General features: G+C 34.6%; 24 protein-coding genes. 23 read left to right on the top strand and 1 reads right to left on the bottom strand.

The features are described 5' to 3' along the window. The first annotated feature begins 19 nt into the window (after nt 1-19). From rpsE to rpsI, 17 genes are all read left to right on the top strand, one after another. Nucleotides 20-520, top strand: a complete 501-nt coding sequence (rpsE, locus tag KA845_RS00660) for a 30S ribosomal protein S5 (protein ID WP_002509261.1) — start codon at nt 20-22, stop codon at nt 518-520. Between the two features lie 15 nt (nt 521-535). Then, complete coding sequence (gene rpmD, locus KA845_RS00655; RefSeq protein WP_002482630.1) at nt 536-715, top strand: 50S ribosomal protein L30; 180 nt, start codon at nt 536-538, stop codon at nt 713-715. 16 nt (nt 716-731) lie between these two features. Next, on the top strand, nt 732-1,172 hold the full coding sequence (gene rplO / locus KA845_RS00650; protein WP_002509260.1) for a 50S ribosomal protein L15: 441 nt from the start codon (nt 732-734) through the stop codon (nt 1,170-1,172). Further along, nucleotides 1,172-2,464 (top strand): preprotein translocase subunit SecY, encoded by a 1,293-nt coding sequence (gene secY / locus KA845_RS00645; protein WP_002509259.1) that lies wholly within the window; start codon nt 1,172-1,174, stop codon nt 2,462-2,464. Before rplO ends, secY begins: the two co-directional genes overlap by 1 nt. A gap of 17 nt (nt 2,465-2,481) precedes the next feature. Next, nucleotides 2,482-3,132, top strand: a complete 651-nt coding sequence (locus KA845_RS00640; protein WP_002509258.1) for an adenylate kinase — start codon at nt 2,482-2,484, stop codon at nt 3,130-3,132. A 201-nt stretch (nt 3,133-3,333) separates the two neighbouring features. Then, nucleotides 3,334-3,552: a translation initiation factor IF-1 gene (gene infA / locus KA845_RS00635; RefSeq protein ID WP_001118443.1), complete on the top strand. Its 219-nt coding sequence runs from the start codon at nt 3,334-3,336 to the stop codon at nt 3,550-3,552. Between the two features lie 31 nt (nt 3,553-3,583). Next, complete coding sequence (gene rpmJ / locus KA845_RS00630; protein WP_002509257.1) at nt 3,584-3,697, top strand: 50S ribosomal protein L36; 114 nt, start codon at nt 3,584-3,586, stop codon at nt 3,695-3,697. Between the two features lie 22 nt (nt 3,698-3,719). Next, a complete protein-coding gene (rpsM, locus tag KA845_RS00625; RefSeq protein WP_002509256.1) occupies nt 3,720-4,085 on the top strand; it encodes a 30S ribosomal protein S13 in 366 nt (121 codons plus the stop codon). 23 nt (nt 4,086-4,108) lie between these two features. After that, entirely contained in the window at nt 4,109-4,498 is a 390-nt protein-coding gene (gene rpsK, locus KA845_RS00620; protein ID WP_002509255.1) for a 30S ribosomal protein S11, read from the top strand. Nucleotides 4,499-4,573: 75 nt separating this feature from the next. Further along, the gene (locus tag KA845_RS00615) at nt 4,574-5,518 is read left to right on the top strand and encodes a DNA-directed RNA polymerase subunit alpha (protein WP_002509254.1); all 945 of its coding nucleotides are present in this window, start codon (nt 4,574-4,576) and stop codon (nt 5,516-5,518) included. 19 nt (nt 5,519-5,537) lie between these two features. Further along, nucleotides 5,538-5,906, top strand: coding sequence for a 50S ribosomal protein L17 (gene rplQ, locus KA845_RS00610; protein WP_021458972.1), 369 nt, complete (start codon nt 5,538-5,540; stop codon nt 5,904-5,906). A 287-nt stretch (nt 5,907-6,193) separates the two neighbouring features. Then, on the top strand, nt 6,194-7,006 hold the full coding sequence (locus KA845_RS00605) for an energy-coupling factor transporter ATPase (RefSeq protein WP_103388490.1): 813 nt from the start codon (nt 6,194-6,196) through the stop codon (nt 7,004-7,006). Next, nucleotides 7,003-7,866: an energy-coupling factor transporter ATPase gene (locus KA845_RS00600; RefSeq protein WP_167867854.1), complete on the top strand. Its 864-nt coding sequence runs from the start codon at nt 7,003-7,005 to the stop codon at nt 7,864-7,866. Before KA845_RS00605 ends, KA845_RS00600 begins: the two co-directional genes overlap by 4 nt. Continuing rightward, on the top strand, nt 7,856-8,662 hold the full coding sequence (locus KA845_RS00595) for an energy-coupling factor transporter transmembrane component T family protein (protein WP_002509250.1): 807 nt from the start codon (nt 7,856-7,858) through the stop codon (nt 8,660-8,662). Before KA845_RS00600 ends, KA845_RS00595 begins: the two co-directional genes overlap by 11 nt. A gap of 3 nt (nt 8,663-8,665) precedes the next feature. After that, nucleotides 8,666-9,469 carry a tRNA pseudouridine(38-40) synthase TruA gene (truA, locus tag KA845_RS00590; protein ID WP_002509249.1) on the top strand — a complete coding sequence of 268 codons (804 nt, stop codon included), beginning with the start codon at nt 8,666-8,668 and terminating at the stop codon, nt 9,467-9,469. Between the two features lie 210 nt (nt 9,470-9,679). Beyond that, nucleotides 9,680-10,117 (top strand): 50S ribosomal protein L13, encoded by a 438-nt coding sequence (rplM, locus tag KA845_RS00585; RefSeq protein ID WP_021458974.1) that lies wholly within the window; start codon nt 9,680-9,682, stop codon nt 10,115-10,117. A gap of 19 nt (nt 10,118-10,136) precedes the next feature. Beyond that, entirely contained in the window at nt 10,137-10,529 is a 393-nt protein-coding gene (rpsI, locus tag KA845_RS00580; RefSeq protein WP_021458975.1) for a 30S ribosomal protein S9, read from the top strand. Between the two features lie 122 nt (nt 10,530-10,651). On the opposite strand, the gene KA845_RS00575 is transcribed toward rpsI, so the two are convergent. Continuing rightward, nucleotides 10,652-11,650, bottom strand: a complete 999-nt coding sequence (locus KA845_RS00575; protein ID WP_103388488.1) for an LLM class flavin-dependent oxidoreductase — start codon at nt 11,648-11,650, stop codon at nt 10,652-10,654. A 139-nt stretch (nt 11,651-11,789) separates the two neighbouring features. On the opposite strand from KA845_RS00575, the gene KA845_RS00570 reads away from it, so the two are divergent. The 6 genes from KA845_RS00570 (at nt 11,790) to KA845_RS00545 (ending at nt 17,157) form a co-directional block, all read left to right on the top strand. Beyond that, the gene (locus KA845_RS00570) at nt 11,790-12,797 is read left to right on the top strand and encodes an NADP-dependent oxidoreductase (RefSeq protein WP_002509245.1); all 1,008 of its coding nucleotides are present in this window, start codon (nt 11,790-11,792) and stop codon (nt 12,795-12,797) included. Nucleotides 12,798-12,814: 17 nt separating this feature from the next. Beyond that, on the top strand, nt 12,815-13,831 hold the full coding sequence (locus tag KA845_RS00565; RefSeq protein ID WP_103388487.1) for a zinc-binding alcohol dehydrogenase family protein: 1,017 nt from the start codon (nt 12,815-12,817) through the stop codon (nt 13,829-13,831). A gap of 225 nt (nt 13,832-14,056) precedes the next feature. Further along, nucleotides 14,057-15,601: a BCCT family transporter gene (locus KA845_RS00560; protein WP_167867855.1), complete on the top strand. Its 1,545-nt coding sequence runs from the start codon at nt 14,057-14,059 to the stop codon at nt 15,599-15,601. 188 nt (nt 15,602-15,789) lie between these two features. After that, on the top strand, nt 15,790-16,326 hold the full coding sequence (amaP, locus tag KA845_RS00555; protein ID WP_002509242.1) for an alkaline shock response membrane anchor protein AmaP: 537 nt from the start codon (nt 15,790-15,792) through the stop codon (nt 16,324-16,326). Nucleotides 16,327-16,338: 12 nt separating this feature from the next. Beyond that, the gene (locus KA845_RS00550; RefSeq protein WP_002509241.1) at nt 16,339-16,578 is read left to right on the top strand and encodes a DUF2273 domain-containing protein; all 240 of its coding nucleotides are present in this window, start codon (nt 16,339-16,341) and stop codon (nt 16,576-16,578) included. Between the two features lie 66 nt (nt 16,579-16,644). Continuing rightward, on the top strand, nt 16,645-17,157 hold the full coding sequence (locus tag KA845_RS00545; RefSeq protein WP_103388485.1) for an Asp23/Gls24 family envelope stress response protein: 513 nt from the start codon (nt 16,645-16,647) through the stop codon (nt 17,155-17,157). The last annotated feature ends 81 nt before the right edge of the window (nt 17,158-17,238 follow it).

The raw sequence follows: 17,238 nt of genomic DNA, 5'->3' as shown, positions 1-17,238 counted from the left end.
TTAAAGGAGGGACAATTACATGGCTCGTAGAGAAGAAGAAACTAAAGAATTTGAAGAACGCGTTGTAACGATCAATCGTGTTGCAAAAGTTGTAAAAGGTGGACGTCGTTTCCGTTTCACTGCTTTAGTAGTAGTGGGAGATAAGAATGGCCGCGTTGGCTTTGGAACAGGTAAAGCACAAGAGGTTCCAGAAGCAATCAAAAAAGCTGTTGAAGCAGCTAAAAAAGATTTAGTTGTAGTTCCACGTGTTGAAGGTACTACACCTCATACAATTACAGGAACTTTCAGTTCAGGTAGTGTATTCATGAAACCAGCTGCACCTGGTACAGGTGTTATCGCAGGTGGCCCAGTTCGTGCCGTATTAGAGTTAGCTGGTATTACTGACATCTTAAGTAAATCATTAGGATCTAATACTCCAATTAATATGGTTCGCGCCACTCTTAATGGATTACAAAATCTTAAAAATGCTGAAGAAGTTGCGAAATTACGTGGCAAATCAGTAGAAGAATTATACAATTAAGGAGGGAATAGAGTTATGGCTAAATTACAAATTACCCTCACTCGTAGTGTTATTGGTCGTCCGGAAACACAACGTAAAACTGTTGAAGCTTTAGGTTTGAAAAAAACTAATTCTTCAGTAGTTGTTGAAGATAACCCTGCTATCCGTGGGCAAATCAACAAAGTAAGTCACTTAGTGACTGTAGAAGAAAAATAATTAAGGAGGTGCCGAAATGAAATTACATGAGTTAAAACCAGCTGAAGGTTCTCGTAAAGTACGTAACCGTGTCGGTCGTGGAGCGGCTACAGGCAACGGTAAAACAAGTGGACGTGGACAAAAAGGTCAAAAAGCGCGTTCAGGTGGTAGTGTAAGACCAGGTTTCGAAGGTGGACAATTACCTTTATTCCGTCGTTTACCAAAACGAGGTTTCACTAACATTAATCGTAAAGAATATGCTATTGTTAACTTAGACCAACTTAATAAATTTGAGGAAGGTACTGAAGTAACTCCAGCTTTATTAGTAGAATCTGGCGTAGTTAAAAGTGAAAAATCTGGTATTAAAGTACTAGGTAACGGTTCACTAGAGAAGAAATTGACAGTAAAAGCTCATAAATTCTCTGCTTCTGCAGCAGATGCTATTGATGCTAAAGGTGGAGCACACGAGGTGATCTAATGATTCAAACGCTTGTGAGCTTCTTTAAAACCAAAGAAGTTCGTAACAAGATCTTTTTTACACTCGCAATGTTAGTTATATTCAAAATAGGTACTTATATTCCAGCACCTGGTGTTAATCCAGCTGCCTTTGATAGTCAACAAGGTTCTCAAGGTGTCACTGACTTGTTAAACACGTTTGGTGGCGGTGCCTTGAAGAACTTTTCAATCTTTGCAATGGGTATCATGCCATATATCACTGCATCAATTGTAATGCAGTTGTTACAAATGGATATTGTACCTAAATTCACTGAATGGGCAAAACAAGGTGAAGCTGGAAGGAAAAAATTGAATAATTTTACACGGTATTTTGCAATAATACTTGCGTTCGTCCAATCTATAGGGATGGCGTTCCAATTTAATAACTACTTAAAAGGTCAATTGATCATGGATCAATCGATTACAAGTTATTTATTAATTGCTGTAGTATTAACAGCTGGAACAGCATTTTTAATATGGTTAGGTGAGCAAATTACGCAATTTGGTGTTGGTAATGGTATTTCAATTATTATCTTTGCAGGAATATTATCAACGCTTCCATCATCATTAATTCAATTTTATCAACAAGCATTCGTCGGACAAGATGACGTAACTATGGCTTGGTTAAAAGTAATTGGATTACTAGTTGGAATGGTTTTATTAACGGTTGGTGCAATTTTCGTACTACAAGCTGTACGTAAAATACCAATTCAATATGCGAAGAAACAAACAGCGCAACGATTAGGTTCACAAGCAACATATCTACCTTTAAAAGTCAATTCAGCAGGGGTAATTCCAGTTATCTTTGCAATGGCATTCTTTTTACTACCTAGAACATTAACACTGTTCTTCCCTGATGCTGATTGGGCACAAAAAGTATCAGATGTAGCAAATCCATCTAACAATATTGGAATGATCGTATATGTAGTACTAATTATTGCGTTTACGTATTTCTATGCGTTTGTACAGGTTAATCCTGAAAAGATGGCAGAAAACCTTAAGAAACAAGGAAGTTACGTTCCGGGTATTAGACCTGGAGAACAAACTAAAAAATATATTACTAGAGTACTCTATCGATTAACATTCGTTGGATCAATCTTCTTAGCTGTCATTGCAATTCTACCGATAATTGCAACTAAAGTGATGAGTTTACCGCAATCTATTCAGGTTGGCGGAACGAGTCTTTTAATTGTAATTGGTGTAGCAATTGAAACAATGAAAAGTCTTGAAGCTCAAGTGGGCCAAAAAGAATATAGAGGCTTTGGTGGTAGATAAATTGTAGGAGGGCACTTATGAATATCATTTTAATGGGTTTACCTGGAGCAGGTAAAGGAACTCAAGCGAGTGAAATTGTAAAGAAATTCCCGATTCCACACATATCTACTGGTGACATGTTCAGAAAAGCGATTAAAGATGAGACAGATTTAGGGAAAGAAGCTAAATCGTACATGGATCGTGGAGAATTAGTTCCTGATGAAGTTACTGTGGGTATCGTTAAAGAAAGAATTTCTGAAGACGATGCAAAAAAAGGATTCTTATTAGATGGCTTTCCTCGTACTATTGAACAAGCTGAAGCTTTAAATGACATTATGCAAGAGCTAGGCAGAAGCATTGATGCAGTTATCAATATAGAGGTACCTGAAGAAGAATTAATGAACCGCCTTACAGGTCGTAGAATTTGTGAGACATGCGGTACAACTTATCATCTTGTATTCAATCCTCCAAAAGTAGATGGCGTTTGTGATCTTGATGGTGGTAAATTATACCAACGTGAAGATGATAACCCTGAAACAGTTGCAAATCGTTTAAGCGTTAATGTAAAACAATCTAAACCAATTTTATCTTACTATCAAGATAAAGGTGTACTTGAAAACATTGACGGTTCTAAAGATATTAAAGAAGTTACTTCTGACGTTATTAATATCTTAGACGACTTAAAGTAGAATCAACTTAGTACGGTCTATGTATTGCAGTCATCATAGTTTGAGTAAGTATTAACGTATTGAAAAAATAAATGTGAGTGAGCTATAGCGAAAGTAATTCTTTTATTTTTGTTGAACTTATTAACACGCACTGATAGACACGTATGGTTATAGTTGATTGTTCACGATAACCAACTATAGTAAAAAGGGGGAAGTTAATAAATGGCTAAACAAGATGTAATCGAATTAGAAGGTACAGTATTAGATACTTTACCAAACGCTATGTTTAAAGTAGAATTAGAAAATGGTCACGAGATTTTGGCACACGTAAGTGGTAAAATTAGAATGAATTATATTCGTATTCTACCTGGCGACAAAGTAACAGTAGAAATGTCTCCGTATGATTTAACACGCGGCAGAATTACTTATCGTTATAAATAATCGTCACTCCATAATATAGGGAGGTATAAAAATGAAAGTAAGACCATCAGTAAAACCAATTTGCGAAAAATGTAAAGTCATTAAACGTAAAGGTAAAGTCATGGTAATTTGTGAAAACCCAAAACACAAACAAAAACAAGGTTAATAAAAGAGAGGTGTAAATAAATATGGCACGTATAGCAGGAATTGATATCCCACGTGAAAAGCGTATTGTTATTTCTTTAACTTACGTATATGGTATCGGTACTACAACAGCACAAAAAATTGTAGAAGAAGCTAATGTTTCAGCAGATACTCGCGTAAAAGACTTAACAGACGATGAATTAGGTCGTATCCGTGAAGTTGTAGATAGTTATAAAGTAGAAGGTGACTTACGTCGTGAGCAAAACTTAAACATCAAACGTTTAATGGAAATCTCATCTTATCGTGGAATCCGTCACCGTCGTGGATTACCAGTGCGCGGACAAAAAACTAAAAACAACGCACGTACTCGTAAAGGCCCAGTTAAAACTGTAGCTAACAAGAAAAAATAATAGGTAAAGGAGGCAAATTTTAAATGGCACGTAAACAAGTATCTCGTAAACGTAGAGTGAAAAAGAATATTGAAAATGGTGTGGCACACATCCGTTCAACATTCAACAATACAATCGTAACAATCACTGATGAATTTGGTAATGCTTTATCATGGTCATCAGCAGGTGCACTTGGATTCAAAGGATCTAAAAAATCAACTCCATTTGCAGCACAAATGGCAGCTGAAACTGCATCAAAATCAGCAATGGAACATGGTTTAAAATCTGTAGAAGTTACAGTAAAAGGACCTGGACCAGGCCGTGAATCAGCTATCCGTGCATTACAATCAGCTGGTTTAGAAGTAACTGCAATCCGTGACGTTACTCCAGTACCACATAATGGTTGTCGTCCACCAAAACGTCGTCGCGTATAATTTATTGTTATTGTCGCAGGTCACTGAGAAATACAGTATTAATCTAGTCGACGTACTTAAGGAGGATATTTGTAAATGATAGAAATCGAAAAACCTAGAATTGAAACAATTGAAATTAGTGAAGATGCTAAATTCGGTAAGTTCGTTGTTGAACCACTAGAGCGTGGCTATGGTACTACACTAGGAAACTCCTTACGTCGTATCCTACTATCTTCATTACCAGGTGCAGCCGTAAAATATATCGAAATTGAAGGTGTACTTCACGAGTTTTCTGCAATAGATAATGTGGTTGAAGATGTTTCTACAATCATAATGAACGTTAAAAAATTAGCGTTAAAAATCTATTCTGAAGAAGATAAAACACTAGAAATCGATGTTAAAGATGAAGGCGAAGTAACTGCAAGTGACATTACTCATGATAGTGATGTTGAGATTTTAAATCCTGAACTTAAATTGGCAACTGTATCTAAAGGTGGTCATTTAAAAATCCGTCTTGTTGCAAATAAGGGTAGAGGTTACGCATTAGCTGAACAAAATAACACTAGTGATTTACCAATTGGAGTAATTCCTGTTGATTCACTTTATTCACCTGTTGAGCGTGTAAACTATACAGTAGAAAATACACGTGTAGGACAAAGTAGTGATTTTGATAAACTAACATTAGATGTGTGGACAAATGGATCTATTACACCACAAGAATCAGTTTCATTAGCTGCTAAGATAATGACTGAACACTTAAACATCTTTGTTGGATTAACTGATGAAGCACAAAATGCTGAAATCATGATTGAAAAAGAAGAAGATCAAAAAGAAAAAGTACTAGAAATGTCTATTGAAGAATTAGACTTATCCGTGCGTTCATACAATTGTTTAAAACGTGCAGGTATTAATTCTGTTCAAGAATTAGCTGATAAATCTGAAGCTGATATGATGAAAGTACGTAATTTAGGTCGTAAATCTTTAGAAGAAGTGAAATACAAACTTGAAGATTTAGGTTTAGGCTTAAGAAAAGAAGATTAATTAAAAAGGAGGTCAACTCATGGGTTACAGAAAATTAGGTCGTACTTCTGATCAACGTAAAGCAATGTTACGTGATTTAGCTACTTCACTTATCGTTAGTGAGCGTATCGAAACTACAGAAGCACGTGCAAAAGAACTACGTAGTATTGTAGAGAAATTGATCACTTTAGGTAAAAAAGGCGATTTAGCTTCTCGTCGTAATGCTATTAAAACTTTGCGCAATGTTGAAATTCTAAACGAAGATGAAACTACGCAAACTGCAGTACAAAAATTATTCGGTGAAATTGCTGAACGTTATGCTGAGCGCCAAGGTGGCTACACTCGCATTCTTAAAGCAGGTCCACGTCGCGGTGACGGTGCTGAATCAGTAATTATCGAATTAGTATAATTTTAATATAAAATATACGTGCTACTACGTATAAAGCAAATGAGTGCAACGATAATGTTTGCCACATACAAATATTGTCTAGCTCAGAGTACCCCATCTAACCAAATAATGTTTAAAGCGTGAACTCAATATTTGATGGGGTGCGCGCTTTTTTATTTAAGCTATAGTGTGAGCTATGGCTTTTTTTATTTATATAAGTAAATCATCTTATCTATTCAGAAGATATACATTGACTATAAAATCATGTAAAATAGAGCAGGTATATAAAGCTTTTAGGAGGAGTCTAAATGGGAGACATATCAACACCTATAGTACAATTTAACGATGTTTCATTTAACTATAAAAGTGATGAACCTTTAGCATTGAGTGATGTCTCCTTCTCTATTCCTAAAGGAAAGTGGACATCTATTGTAGGACACAATGGTTCCGGCAAATCTACTATTGCAAAATTAATGGTAGGTATTGAGAAGGCCACTAGTGGAGAGGTATTATATGATGGCCAAGTAGTAAATGAAAATTTATTAACGGAAGTACGTCAAAATGTAGGAATCGTCTTTCAAAATCCAGAAAATCAATTTGTTGGTGCTACAGTTGAGTTTGATGTTGCCTTTGGGTTAGAAAATCAAGGAATCTCACATGCTGAAATGCATCAAGTGGTTCCGCAGGCATTGGCAGAAGTAGATATGACTGATTATGCTCAAAATGAGCCGCAATCGTTATCTGGTGGGCAAAAACAACGTGTAGCAATTGCAGGGGTTTTAGCGTTAAATGCGCAAGTTATCGTATTGGATGAGGCTACTTCAATGTTAGATCCTGAGGGAAGACAATATTTGAATCAATTAATTAGACAAGTAAACGCAGAAAAAGAAGTAACGATTATTTCAATCACACATGATTTGTCTGAAGCTATGGAGGCGGATCACTTAATAGTGTTAGATAAAGGGACGGTATTCCATAGTGGTTCCCCAGAGGAGATATTTAATCAAGGTTCAGCTCTTAAAGATATCGGCCTCGATTTACCATTTTCTATGCGCATACATGAACTATTAGGATATCCTTTAGAATACGTTACTTATCAAGGATTGGTGGATAAACTATGACTGTTAATTTTAATCACGTTAATTTCATTTATCAACAGGGAACGCCTTATGAGTATCAAGCACTTAATAATATAGTGACTGAATTCCAAGATGGTAAATATTATGCGATTATTGGACAAACAGGTTCCGGAAAATCTACTTTAATTCAACATTTTAATGGTTTGTTAAAACCGACATCTGGCAAAATGCAATTTAAGGAAGTAACAATTCAGCGTAAAACCAAAGATAAGCACTTACGTACGATTCGTAAAAATGTAGGTATGGTTTTTCAATTTCCTGAATCTCAATTATTTGAAGATACAATTGAGAGAGAGATAACATTTGGACCGAAAAATTTTGGCATGGATGTTGAAAAAGTTAAGCACAAAGCCTTTCAATTATTGTTAGACTTTGGTTTTACAAGAGAAGTGATGTCACAATCGCCCTTTCAAATGTCAGGTGGTCAAATGCGCAAAATAGCATTGACTGCTATTTTAGCAATGGACCCTGATATTATTATTCTTGATGAACCGACTGCTGGATTAGATCCACAAAGCCGCAAGCAAATTATGGAAAAAATTAAGCATTTACAGCAACAAGAACAAAAAACTATTATTTTAGTTTCACACGAAATGAATGACGTTGCACGTTATGTCGAAGAAGTAAAGATAATGAGGCAAGGACATATTGTACACACATGTACGCCAGAAGAGTTATTTGCTGATAAAGCATATGTTGAACAATTACATTTAGCAGTACCAGATATTGTCCAATTACAAAGAGATATTGAGCAGAAACATAATATACATTTTGATAAATTGGCATTAACAGAACAGTCGTTTGTAAAAATGTATAAGGAGTGGCAAAACAATGAAAGATAAGTTTATTATTGGAAGATATTTGCCGCTTAATACTTTTATTCATCATATAGATCCTAGAGCAAAATTAATATTTGTCTTTCTCTTCATTATTTTAATTTTTCTGGCACATTCATTTGCTACATATGCATGGTTATTTGTATTAATTATTTCCATTTTAAAAGCTGCGAGGATACAGTTGTGGTATCTTATTAAAGGTTTAACACCAATTTGGATTTTTCTCATATTCACATTTATCATGCATTTATTTTTAACTAAAGGTGGCACACGGTTAGTTGAAATAGGCTTTATATCTATTGATACAGAGGGTATTTTAGAGGGTATATTTATTGTTTTGAGACTGATGTTTATTATGATGATTTCAACAATTATGACACTCACAACAAGCCCTATAGATCTGACAGATGCCTTTGAAAAATTATTAGCCCCCTTAAAACTAATTAAGATACCTGTACATCAATTAAGTATGATGATGTCGATTGCATTGAGATTTATACCTACGTTAATGGTTGAACTAGATAAAATTATCTTATCACAAAAATCACGGGGGTCTGAAATTAGCGCAGGCAGTATAGTGAATCGAGTACGGGCATTTATTCCTTTACTAATTCCATTATTTATATCTGCATTTCAACGTGCCGAAGATTTGGCTATTGCTATGGAAGTGAGAGGCTATGATACTAACGCTATTAGGTCTAGTTATCGCAAGCTAGAATGGAAGCAAACTGACACATTAGTTATATTAACAATTATACCCATTATAATTGTTTTAATTTTGTTGAAATATTTAGGAGTGTAAATCATGCGTATATTAGTTAAAATTTCATATTTAGGAACACAGTTTATGGGTTTTCAAATTCAGCAATCAGGTAGAACTGTGCAGCAACAATTTGAAAAAATCTTAAAACGCATGCATAAGCGACATGTTCGTATTCACCCGACAAGTAGGACTGATAGAGGTGTCCATGCGTTAGAACAATATTTTCATTTTGATACGGAGTTAAATATTGCACCAGAAAAGTGGAAATATGCTATGAATAGTGCCTTACCAGATGATATACTTGTGCATGATGTAACTGTTGTGGATGATGAATTTCATTGTAGATATGACTGTTTAGGAAAGTCGTATCGTTATAAAGTGTATCAAACTTCACAGCGTGATCCATTCCAAAGTGGCTTAAAAACGCACGTAAATGTCCAGTTAGATTTAACTAAAATGAATCAAGCTGCACAAGCTTTTGTTGGCACACATGATTTCACAGGATTTTGTTCCCAAAAAACAGAAGTAGAAAGTAAAGTTAGAACTTTATATCAAAGTGAAATTATAGCTAACTCAGATGGTTTTGACTATGTCGTTACCGGATCAGGTTTTTTATATAATATGGTTAGAGTATTGGTGGCATTTTTAATTGAAGTAGGTAAAGGCAAACGGCAGCCTGAAGATGTTCCCCGCTTGCTCGAATCTAAAGATAGAAATGAAGTGCCATTTACTGCACCTGCAGAAGGACTTTATTTAGAGCATGTTTATTTGTCAGAAGCAACACTATTAGAAGATTTTGGAAATGACATAACAATTCACAGAAAAAAATCATTACAAAATGACTAAATTAGATTGACAAATAGACATAAAAATTATAAGATTACTAACGGTATTGTTTTATATCACCCCACGATAAGCCCCGGAAACTTATTGTGTTACTAGATATATAAGCAGGTAGAACAACAGTTAACAAATAAATGAAATCTCAGCTTTACATCGTAACAAATTATGTACTAACAAAAGACGAAACATTTATTTCTTAGGAGGACAATTATTATGCGTCAAACATTTATGGCTAATGAAGCAAACATTGAGCGCAAATGGTATGTTATTGATGCTGAAGGACAAACATTAGGTCGTTTATCTTCAGAAGTAGCAACTATCTTACGCGGTAAAAATAAAGCAACTTACACACCACACGTTGATACAGGTGATTATGTAATCATCATCAATGCTGGTAAAATCCAATTCACTGGAAACAAAGCACAAGACAAAGTTTACTATCGTCACTCAAATCACCCAGGCGGTATCAAATCAGTTACTGCTGGTGAATTAAGAGAAAAAAATCCAGAACGTTTACTTGAAACTTCAATTAAAGGTATGTTACCAAGCACTCGTTTAGGCGAAAAACAAGGCAAAAAATTATTTGTATATGGTGGCGCTGAACATCCACACGCTGCACAACAACCAGAAAACTACGAGTTACGTGGTTAATTAGAAGGAGGAAATTACATTGGCACAAGTTGAATATAAAGGCACAGGCCGTCGTAAAAACTCAGTAGCACGTGTACGTTTAGTACCAGGTGAAGGTAACATGACAGTTAATGGTCGTGACGTACGTGACTACTTACCATTTGAATCATTAATTTTAGACATTAACCAAGCATTCGACGTTACAGAAACAAAAGGTAACTACGATGTATTAGTAAATGTTCACGGTGGAGGATTCACTGGACAAGCACAAGCTATCCGTCACGGAATCTCTCGTGCATTATTAGAAGCAGATCCTGAATACAGATCTTCATTAAAACGTGCTGGATTACTTACACGTGACCCACGTATGAAAGAACGTAAAAAACCAGGTCTTAAAAAAGCACGTCGTTCACCACAATTCTCAAAACGTTAATTATTGGTGTCATTTCAAAGCACTTCCCAATTGGGAAGTGCTTTTTTTATGTTTTAATTTCACTCTGAATAAAATAAAAGAACTAACCCCAAATTTCTGGCTAGTTCTTTTAAATATATTACTTAGTTGTCATCATTTAATTGTCCTAAAAGTTCAACTAAACGAATACGATTATTTGTTCCATATACATGGGGAAGTATCATAATTTCATCAGCGTTATATTCTGTAGCTAATGATGACAATCGCTGTCTAACATTATTAGGGGTATCAGCTATGACTCGACGTTTATTTTGTTCGAATTTTTGATATTCACGTGCAGAAAAACCACGATTGACAGTAAAGTCAATAGAAGGATAAACAGTAGGTTGATCTAAATAATTTATCCGTAATAACCATAAATGAAAAGGCTGCTCTAAAGCGGAGACTTGTTCTTGAGTATCAGCTGTAATGACAAAAGTAGCAACGATGACATAAGGTGGTTGTTCGTGACGATATTGCAAGTATTCTTGCTTGTAAGTTTGAATCATTTGTTTAATTTTCGTTGTCGGTTGTCCCATCAATGCTACTACTAGAGGTAAGCCTTGTTTAGCAGCTAATTTTGCACTATCTATACTAGTAGAAAGTAAATACATTGAAGGTTGTGTACTAATCATAGGTGTAGCATACAATGCGTGAAAACGATTGTGTGTGTTTATGTCATCATTAAAATATGTCGATAAATCGATGAGTTGTTGCTCGTAATTTACAGTTGCTGTTTTGTTTTCGTTTAATGCAGCGTTAACGTTTGGAAAACTCGGTGAACGTCCTATACCTAAGTCAACACGACCGGGGTGTCTAGCTTCCATTGTTTTAAATTGTTCTGCTACTTTATATGCACTATAATGTGGCAACATAACACCGCCACTACCTATATTAATTGATGTTGTATTTTCTAACAGTGACATCATAATCATTTCAGGAGCACTCGAAGCAACCGAAAATACTTGGTGATGCTCTGCAATCCAATAGCGATGATAATGATACTGTTCAGCAACTTTAGCTAAGGCAATAGTATGATTTAATGCAGATGTGGCATTTTCGCCCTCAAAAATTGGCACATAATCTAAAATACTTAATTTCATCCCACACGTTCCTCCATATTGACCATAATAATATGATTATCATAACATTCACTAATTAATTAATCACTTTGATTGATTCCAGTAAGAAGTAAATATAGAATTAACTTGAAATATTATTTTTATACGGAGGCGATAAATTATGAAAGCTGAACAAATTCTATTAGCCAAAAGACCTCAAGGTGTACCTACGGACGATGTGTTTAAATATGAAACCGTGGATTTAGCAGACCCTAGTGACGGAGAAATACAAGTTGAAGCAATTTATATTTCTGTAGATCCTTATATGAGAGGGCGAATGAATGAAGGTAAGTCTTATGTACAGCCATTTGAAGTAAATAAACCTTTAAATGGTCATATTGTCGCTCGAGTAATAAAGAGTAAAGCACAAGGGTTTAGTAATGGTGACATTGTAGTCGGCCGTTTACCGTGGCAAACAGCTGTTAATATTCAACCTGATGATGTAACTAAAGTAACTCAAACTGACATACCTCTACATTTATATTTAAGTGTTTTAGGTATGACAGGTCAAACGGCGTATCATGGTTTATTAAAAATTGGGCAACCTAAAGCAGGTGAAACTGTAGTTGTTTCTGCGGCGTCTGGTGCAGTCGGCTCTGTAGTAGGTCAAATTGCCAAATTAAAAGGTGCACGTGTTGTTGGTATAGCGGGTGGTAAGGAAAAAACTGATTATCTCGTTACAGAATTAGGATTTGACGCAGCCGTTGATTATAAAGATTCACAATATGCCTCATTATTAGCAGATGCTGTGCCAGATGGTGTAGACGTATACTTCGAAAATGTTGGTGGGCATGTCGCTGATGAAGTATTGAAGCATTTAAATCAATTTGCACGTATTCCTGTCTGTGGAGCGATTTCAGGATATAATGACGTAGAAATAGATCATGGTCCTAGAATTCAGCCGATATTAATTAAATCACAAGCACTAATGCAAGGTTTCATTGTTGCAAATTATGCAGATGATTTTGCAAATGCTAGTAAAGAACTTGCACAATGGGTAACAGAAGATAAAATTAAAAGTAAAACATCAATTATGGATGGCTTTGAGCATTTACCACAAGCATTTAGAAATTTATTTACTGGTGATAATTTTGGTAAACAAGTTGTACGTGTAAAAGATCTCGAATAGAAAGGAAATGACATAACATGAAAGCAATAGTTGCAGATCGTGCTTTTTCATTAGAAGAAGGTAATCATTTTTACGAATTAGATATTGATACACCTCAACCACAAGATAAAGAATTACTGGTTCGTGTCGAAGCGATTAGTGTGAATCCTGTTGATACTAAAATTAGACAATCACCGGTACAAAACGGACCAAGGATTCTAGGCTATGATTGTGTTGGTACAATAGAGGCCATAGGTGATAATGTAACACTGTTTGATATTGGTGACACCGTGTATTATTCAGGCTCACCAGACTGTCAAGGTTCGAATCAAGAATATCAACTTGTTAATGAGCAGCTTGTTGCTTTGAAACCTCAAAATTTATCCAATATAGAAGCTGTAGGCATTCCATTAACTGCGTTAACAGCGTCAGAAACTTTATTTGATGTATTCGGTATTTCTCATATTGCTGAAGATAATGTAGGTAAGTCTATACTTATTATCAATGGAGCTGGTGGAGTAGGAAGTATTGCTACCCAAATTGCTAAACAGTATGGACTCTACGTTATTACAACTGCTTCTCGTGATGCGACAGTAGAATGGTCGCAACAAATGGGTGCTGACGTAGTACTTAACCATAAAGAAGATTTGAGAGCAGCGTTTAAATCACATGAGTTAGCAGAAGTAGATTTTGTATTTTGTACATTTAGTACTGACATGTATTACGAAGTTATGATTGATTTAGTCAAACCACGTGGAAAAATTGCTACTATTGTAGCATTTAATGACAAACAAGATTTAAACTTATTAAAAAATAAAAGTGTGACCTTTACACATGAATATATGTATTCAAGACCTTTGCATAAAACTGATGATATGATTATGCATCATCGTTATTTAAATGATGTAACAGCTAACTTGGAAGCGGGAATCTACCAACCTACCACAAATAAAGTCATTGAAGGTTTAACGGCAGAATCACTTTATACTGCACATGAACTATTAGAGTCTAATCAGATGATTGGAAAATTAGTTATTAACTTAATAAATGATTGAACTAACAACTAATAGTAAACTCGAGAGTTAATGTATCAAGTGAATACAATTATATAGAGTTACACAATTTATTAGCTTTGTTAAAATATGAAGGCGAATATAACAATCTATTCCAATTATAGATTGTTATGTTCGCCATTTTTATTAGTTAAACATGCATTAAATGTATAATTTGCATGTCGTAGGGTATAAGTTATATATCAAATTAACCGGAGTGAATGGATTATGCGAATGAAATCAATTACGGGAGTATTTTGGGTTGCATTACTTATCTGTACTGGATTTGTAATATACGGTGCAATATGGCCAAAAACACTGGAAACTATAACTCAAAATATTACTTCCTTTATAGCAGTTAATTTTGGCTGGTACTATTTACTATTAGTATTATTTATTTTAATAGTTTGTATTTATTTATTATTTTCTAGATATGCCAGTATTACTTTAGGAAAAGAAGGGGAAGATCCTGAATTCTCACTAAAATCATGGTTTGCGATGTTATTTAGTGCTGGTATGGGTATTGGTTTAGTCTTTTGGACTACTGCAGAACCTATAAGTCATGCTTTCACTATGACACCAATACATAAAGCAGGAACACAAACAGCTATCAATGAAGCAATGCAATTTTCATTTTTTCATTGGGGTATTCATGCTTGGGCTGTGTACGGGATTGTGGCTTTAATATTTGCTTATTTTAGTTTTCACAAAGGTTATCCCGGTCTTGTTAGTGCAACTTTAATGCCATTGTTTGGCGAAAAAACTATGCGTGGTCCTCTAGGACAAGCGATAGATGTACTGGCCATTATTGCGACAGTTACTGGAGTGGCAGCTACATTAGGTTTTGGAGCTTTACAAATTAACGAAGGTTTAAACTTTTTATTCAATATACCATCTAATTTTGGTGTTCAAGTTGTTATTATAATTATTGCTACTATCTTATTTACTTGGTCAGCGTGGTCAGGTATAAATAAAGGAATTAAAAGCCTTAGTAATATTAATATGGCATTAGCTTTTGTCGTATTAGTTGCCTTATTCTGTGTAGGACCAACATTGAGTATTTTAAATACTTTCACTAATGGCTTGGGAGATTACATTGCCAACTTTTTCAAAATGAGTTTACGTATTCCACAATCTGGTGGAGAGAAATTCCAATGGCTACAAAATTGGACTATTTTCTACTGGGCATGGTGGATTTCATGGGCACCATTTGTTGGTATCTTTATTGCACGTGTTTCACGCGGTAGAACTATCAAAGAATTTATCTTAGGTGTGTTATTCGTACCGGCACTTGTTTGTTTCATATTCTTTGCAGTATTTGGCACATCAGCTATTTATTTGCAGCAGCATGGTATAGCAGATATAGCTAAGTATGCAACTGAAACGGCTACTTTTGCTACATTAGAACATTATCCGTTAGGATTTATATTAAGTTTAATAACATTAGTAGTTATCATGATTTTCTTTGTTACTTCAGCTGATTCAGCTACCTATGTGTTAGGAATGCTCAGCTCGAAAGGACATATTAATCCTACAGGTTTTGTCAAAGTAAGTTGGGGCGTAATTTTAGCGCTATTTGCAATGATCATGATTTATACAGGTGGTACTCAATCCATACAAAATTTACTGATTATTGCTGCACTACCATTTTCAATAGTAATTATGTTAATGATATGGTCGTTATTTAAATCTTTAGCGATTGAAAAGCCAAGAAATCAACAGTTTAAGTTATCTCAGTCAAAACATCAGGAATTAAAAATGAATGAAGACTAAATGAGACAGGTACAATTTGATAGCTAAGTTATTTTATATGACGAAATTTTATCTACTAGTACATGTTTAAAAAGAAAATTGTAATAAAAAAAATAAAATAACGTTTTTAAGATTAACAAACGGGGTAATACTTCTGTATGGCTCGTTGTACTTGTACATAATAAAAATGCATAGGAGGTGTCATACGGGTGAAAAGACTAAAAAACTTTATTTTAGGGCTCTTAATTGTCGTCATTGTTGGTTTCTTATTGTTTATGTACCTTGACGATTCTAGAATAACAAAATATCAAGATTACTTATTACAATATAGTTGGTTCAAACCTACATTGATTGGGTTAGCAGCCTTTCTAATTTTAATAGGTTTGATTTTAGTATTTAGCTTATTTAAACCGACACACAGAAAGCCAGGATTATATAAAAATTACGCAGATGGACATATTTATGTCTCCCGTAAAGCAGTTGAAAAATCGGCTTATGACACAGTAGTGAAATATGACGAAATTAGACAACCGAATGTAGTCGCAAAGCTTTATAATAAAAAGAAAAATCCGCATATAACAATCAAAGCAGATTTCTTTGTACCAGGTGACGTACAAGTTGGTAGTTTAACTGAACAAGTGAGAGAAGACATTAAACAAAATGTTGAACACTTTACAGAAATTCCAGTTAAAAAATTAGAAGTTAACGTTAGAGATCAAAAATCTTCAGGTCAACGCGTGTTGTAAGGGAGGGTAATCATGACTAACAATAACAATCAAAATGAACAAGATTCAACACAAGTAGTAGTGGATTTTTTCAAAACATTTAAATGGCGTATTATCGGTTTTCTAGCCTTCTTAATTATCGCAATATTATTTTTAACACTCGGCTTTTGGAAAACTATATTAATTATTATATTGTGTTTAATCGGTATTGGTATCGGGTATACTAAAGACCGTAAGCAAGATTTCTTAAACTTCCTTAACCGGTGGAGTTAAAGCTATAGTCTTCATCGGAAGCAATAATAATAAATGATTAATTTCATAAAAAAAGGAGAAATAAATATGGCAGTAGATAACAATAAAGCTAAACAAGCTTATGACAACCAAACAGGTGTAAATGAAAAAGAACAAGAATTACAACAACAACAGCAACAAGAAAAACAAGAACCAGAATTCTCAAACAAATTAACTTTCTCAGATGAAGTAATTGAAAAAATTGCTGGTATTGCAGCTCGTGAAGTTAATGGTATTTTAGAAATGAAAGGCGGATTCGTCGACAGTATTTCTAATTCATTTGGAAATAATAGTGGTAACGTAACACGTGGTGTAAGCGTTGAAGTCGGTGAAAAACAAGCTGCAGTTGATTTAAAAGTTATCGTAGAATATGGTGAATCAGCACCAAAAATCTTCCGCAAAGTGACTGAATTAGTGAAAGAACAAGTTAAATACATTACAGGTTTAGACGTTGTGGAAGTTAATATGCATGTTGAAGATGTAATGACTAAAAAAGAATGGTCACAAAAAAATGAAAAAAGCCAAAGTTCAAGCAATAGCCAAGACAAAGGCTTACAATAATTAATAGTAAATAAGAGGTTGGAACAATATTGATTTGTTCCAATCTCTTTTCATATTGGTAGTAGCTGAATGTTTGGTATA

The organism is Staphylococcus sp. GDX8P114P-2 (assembly GCF_017892945.1).
GTDB classification, from domain to species: Bacteria; Bacillota; Bacilli; order Staphylococcales; family Staphylococcaceae; genus Staphylococcus; species Staphylococcus arlettae.
The sequence above is the reverse complement of the archived record's forward strand: the minus strand, read 5'-3'. Positions and strand labels throughout refer to the sequence as shown.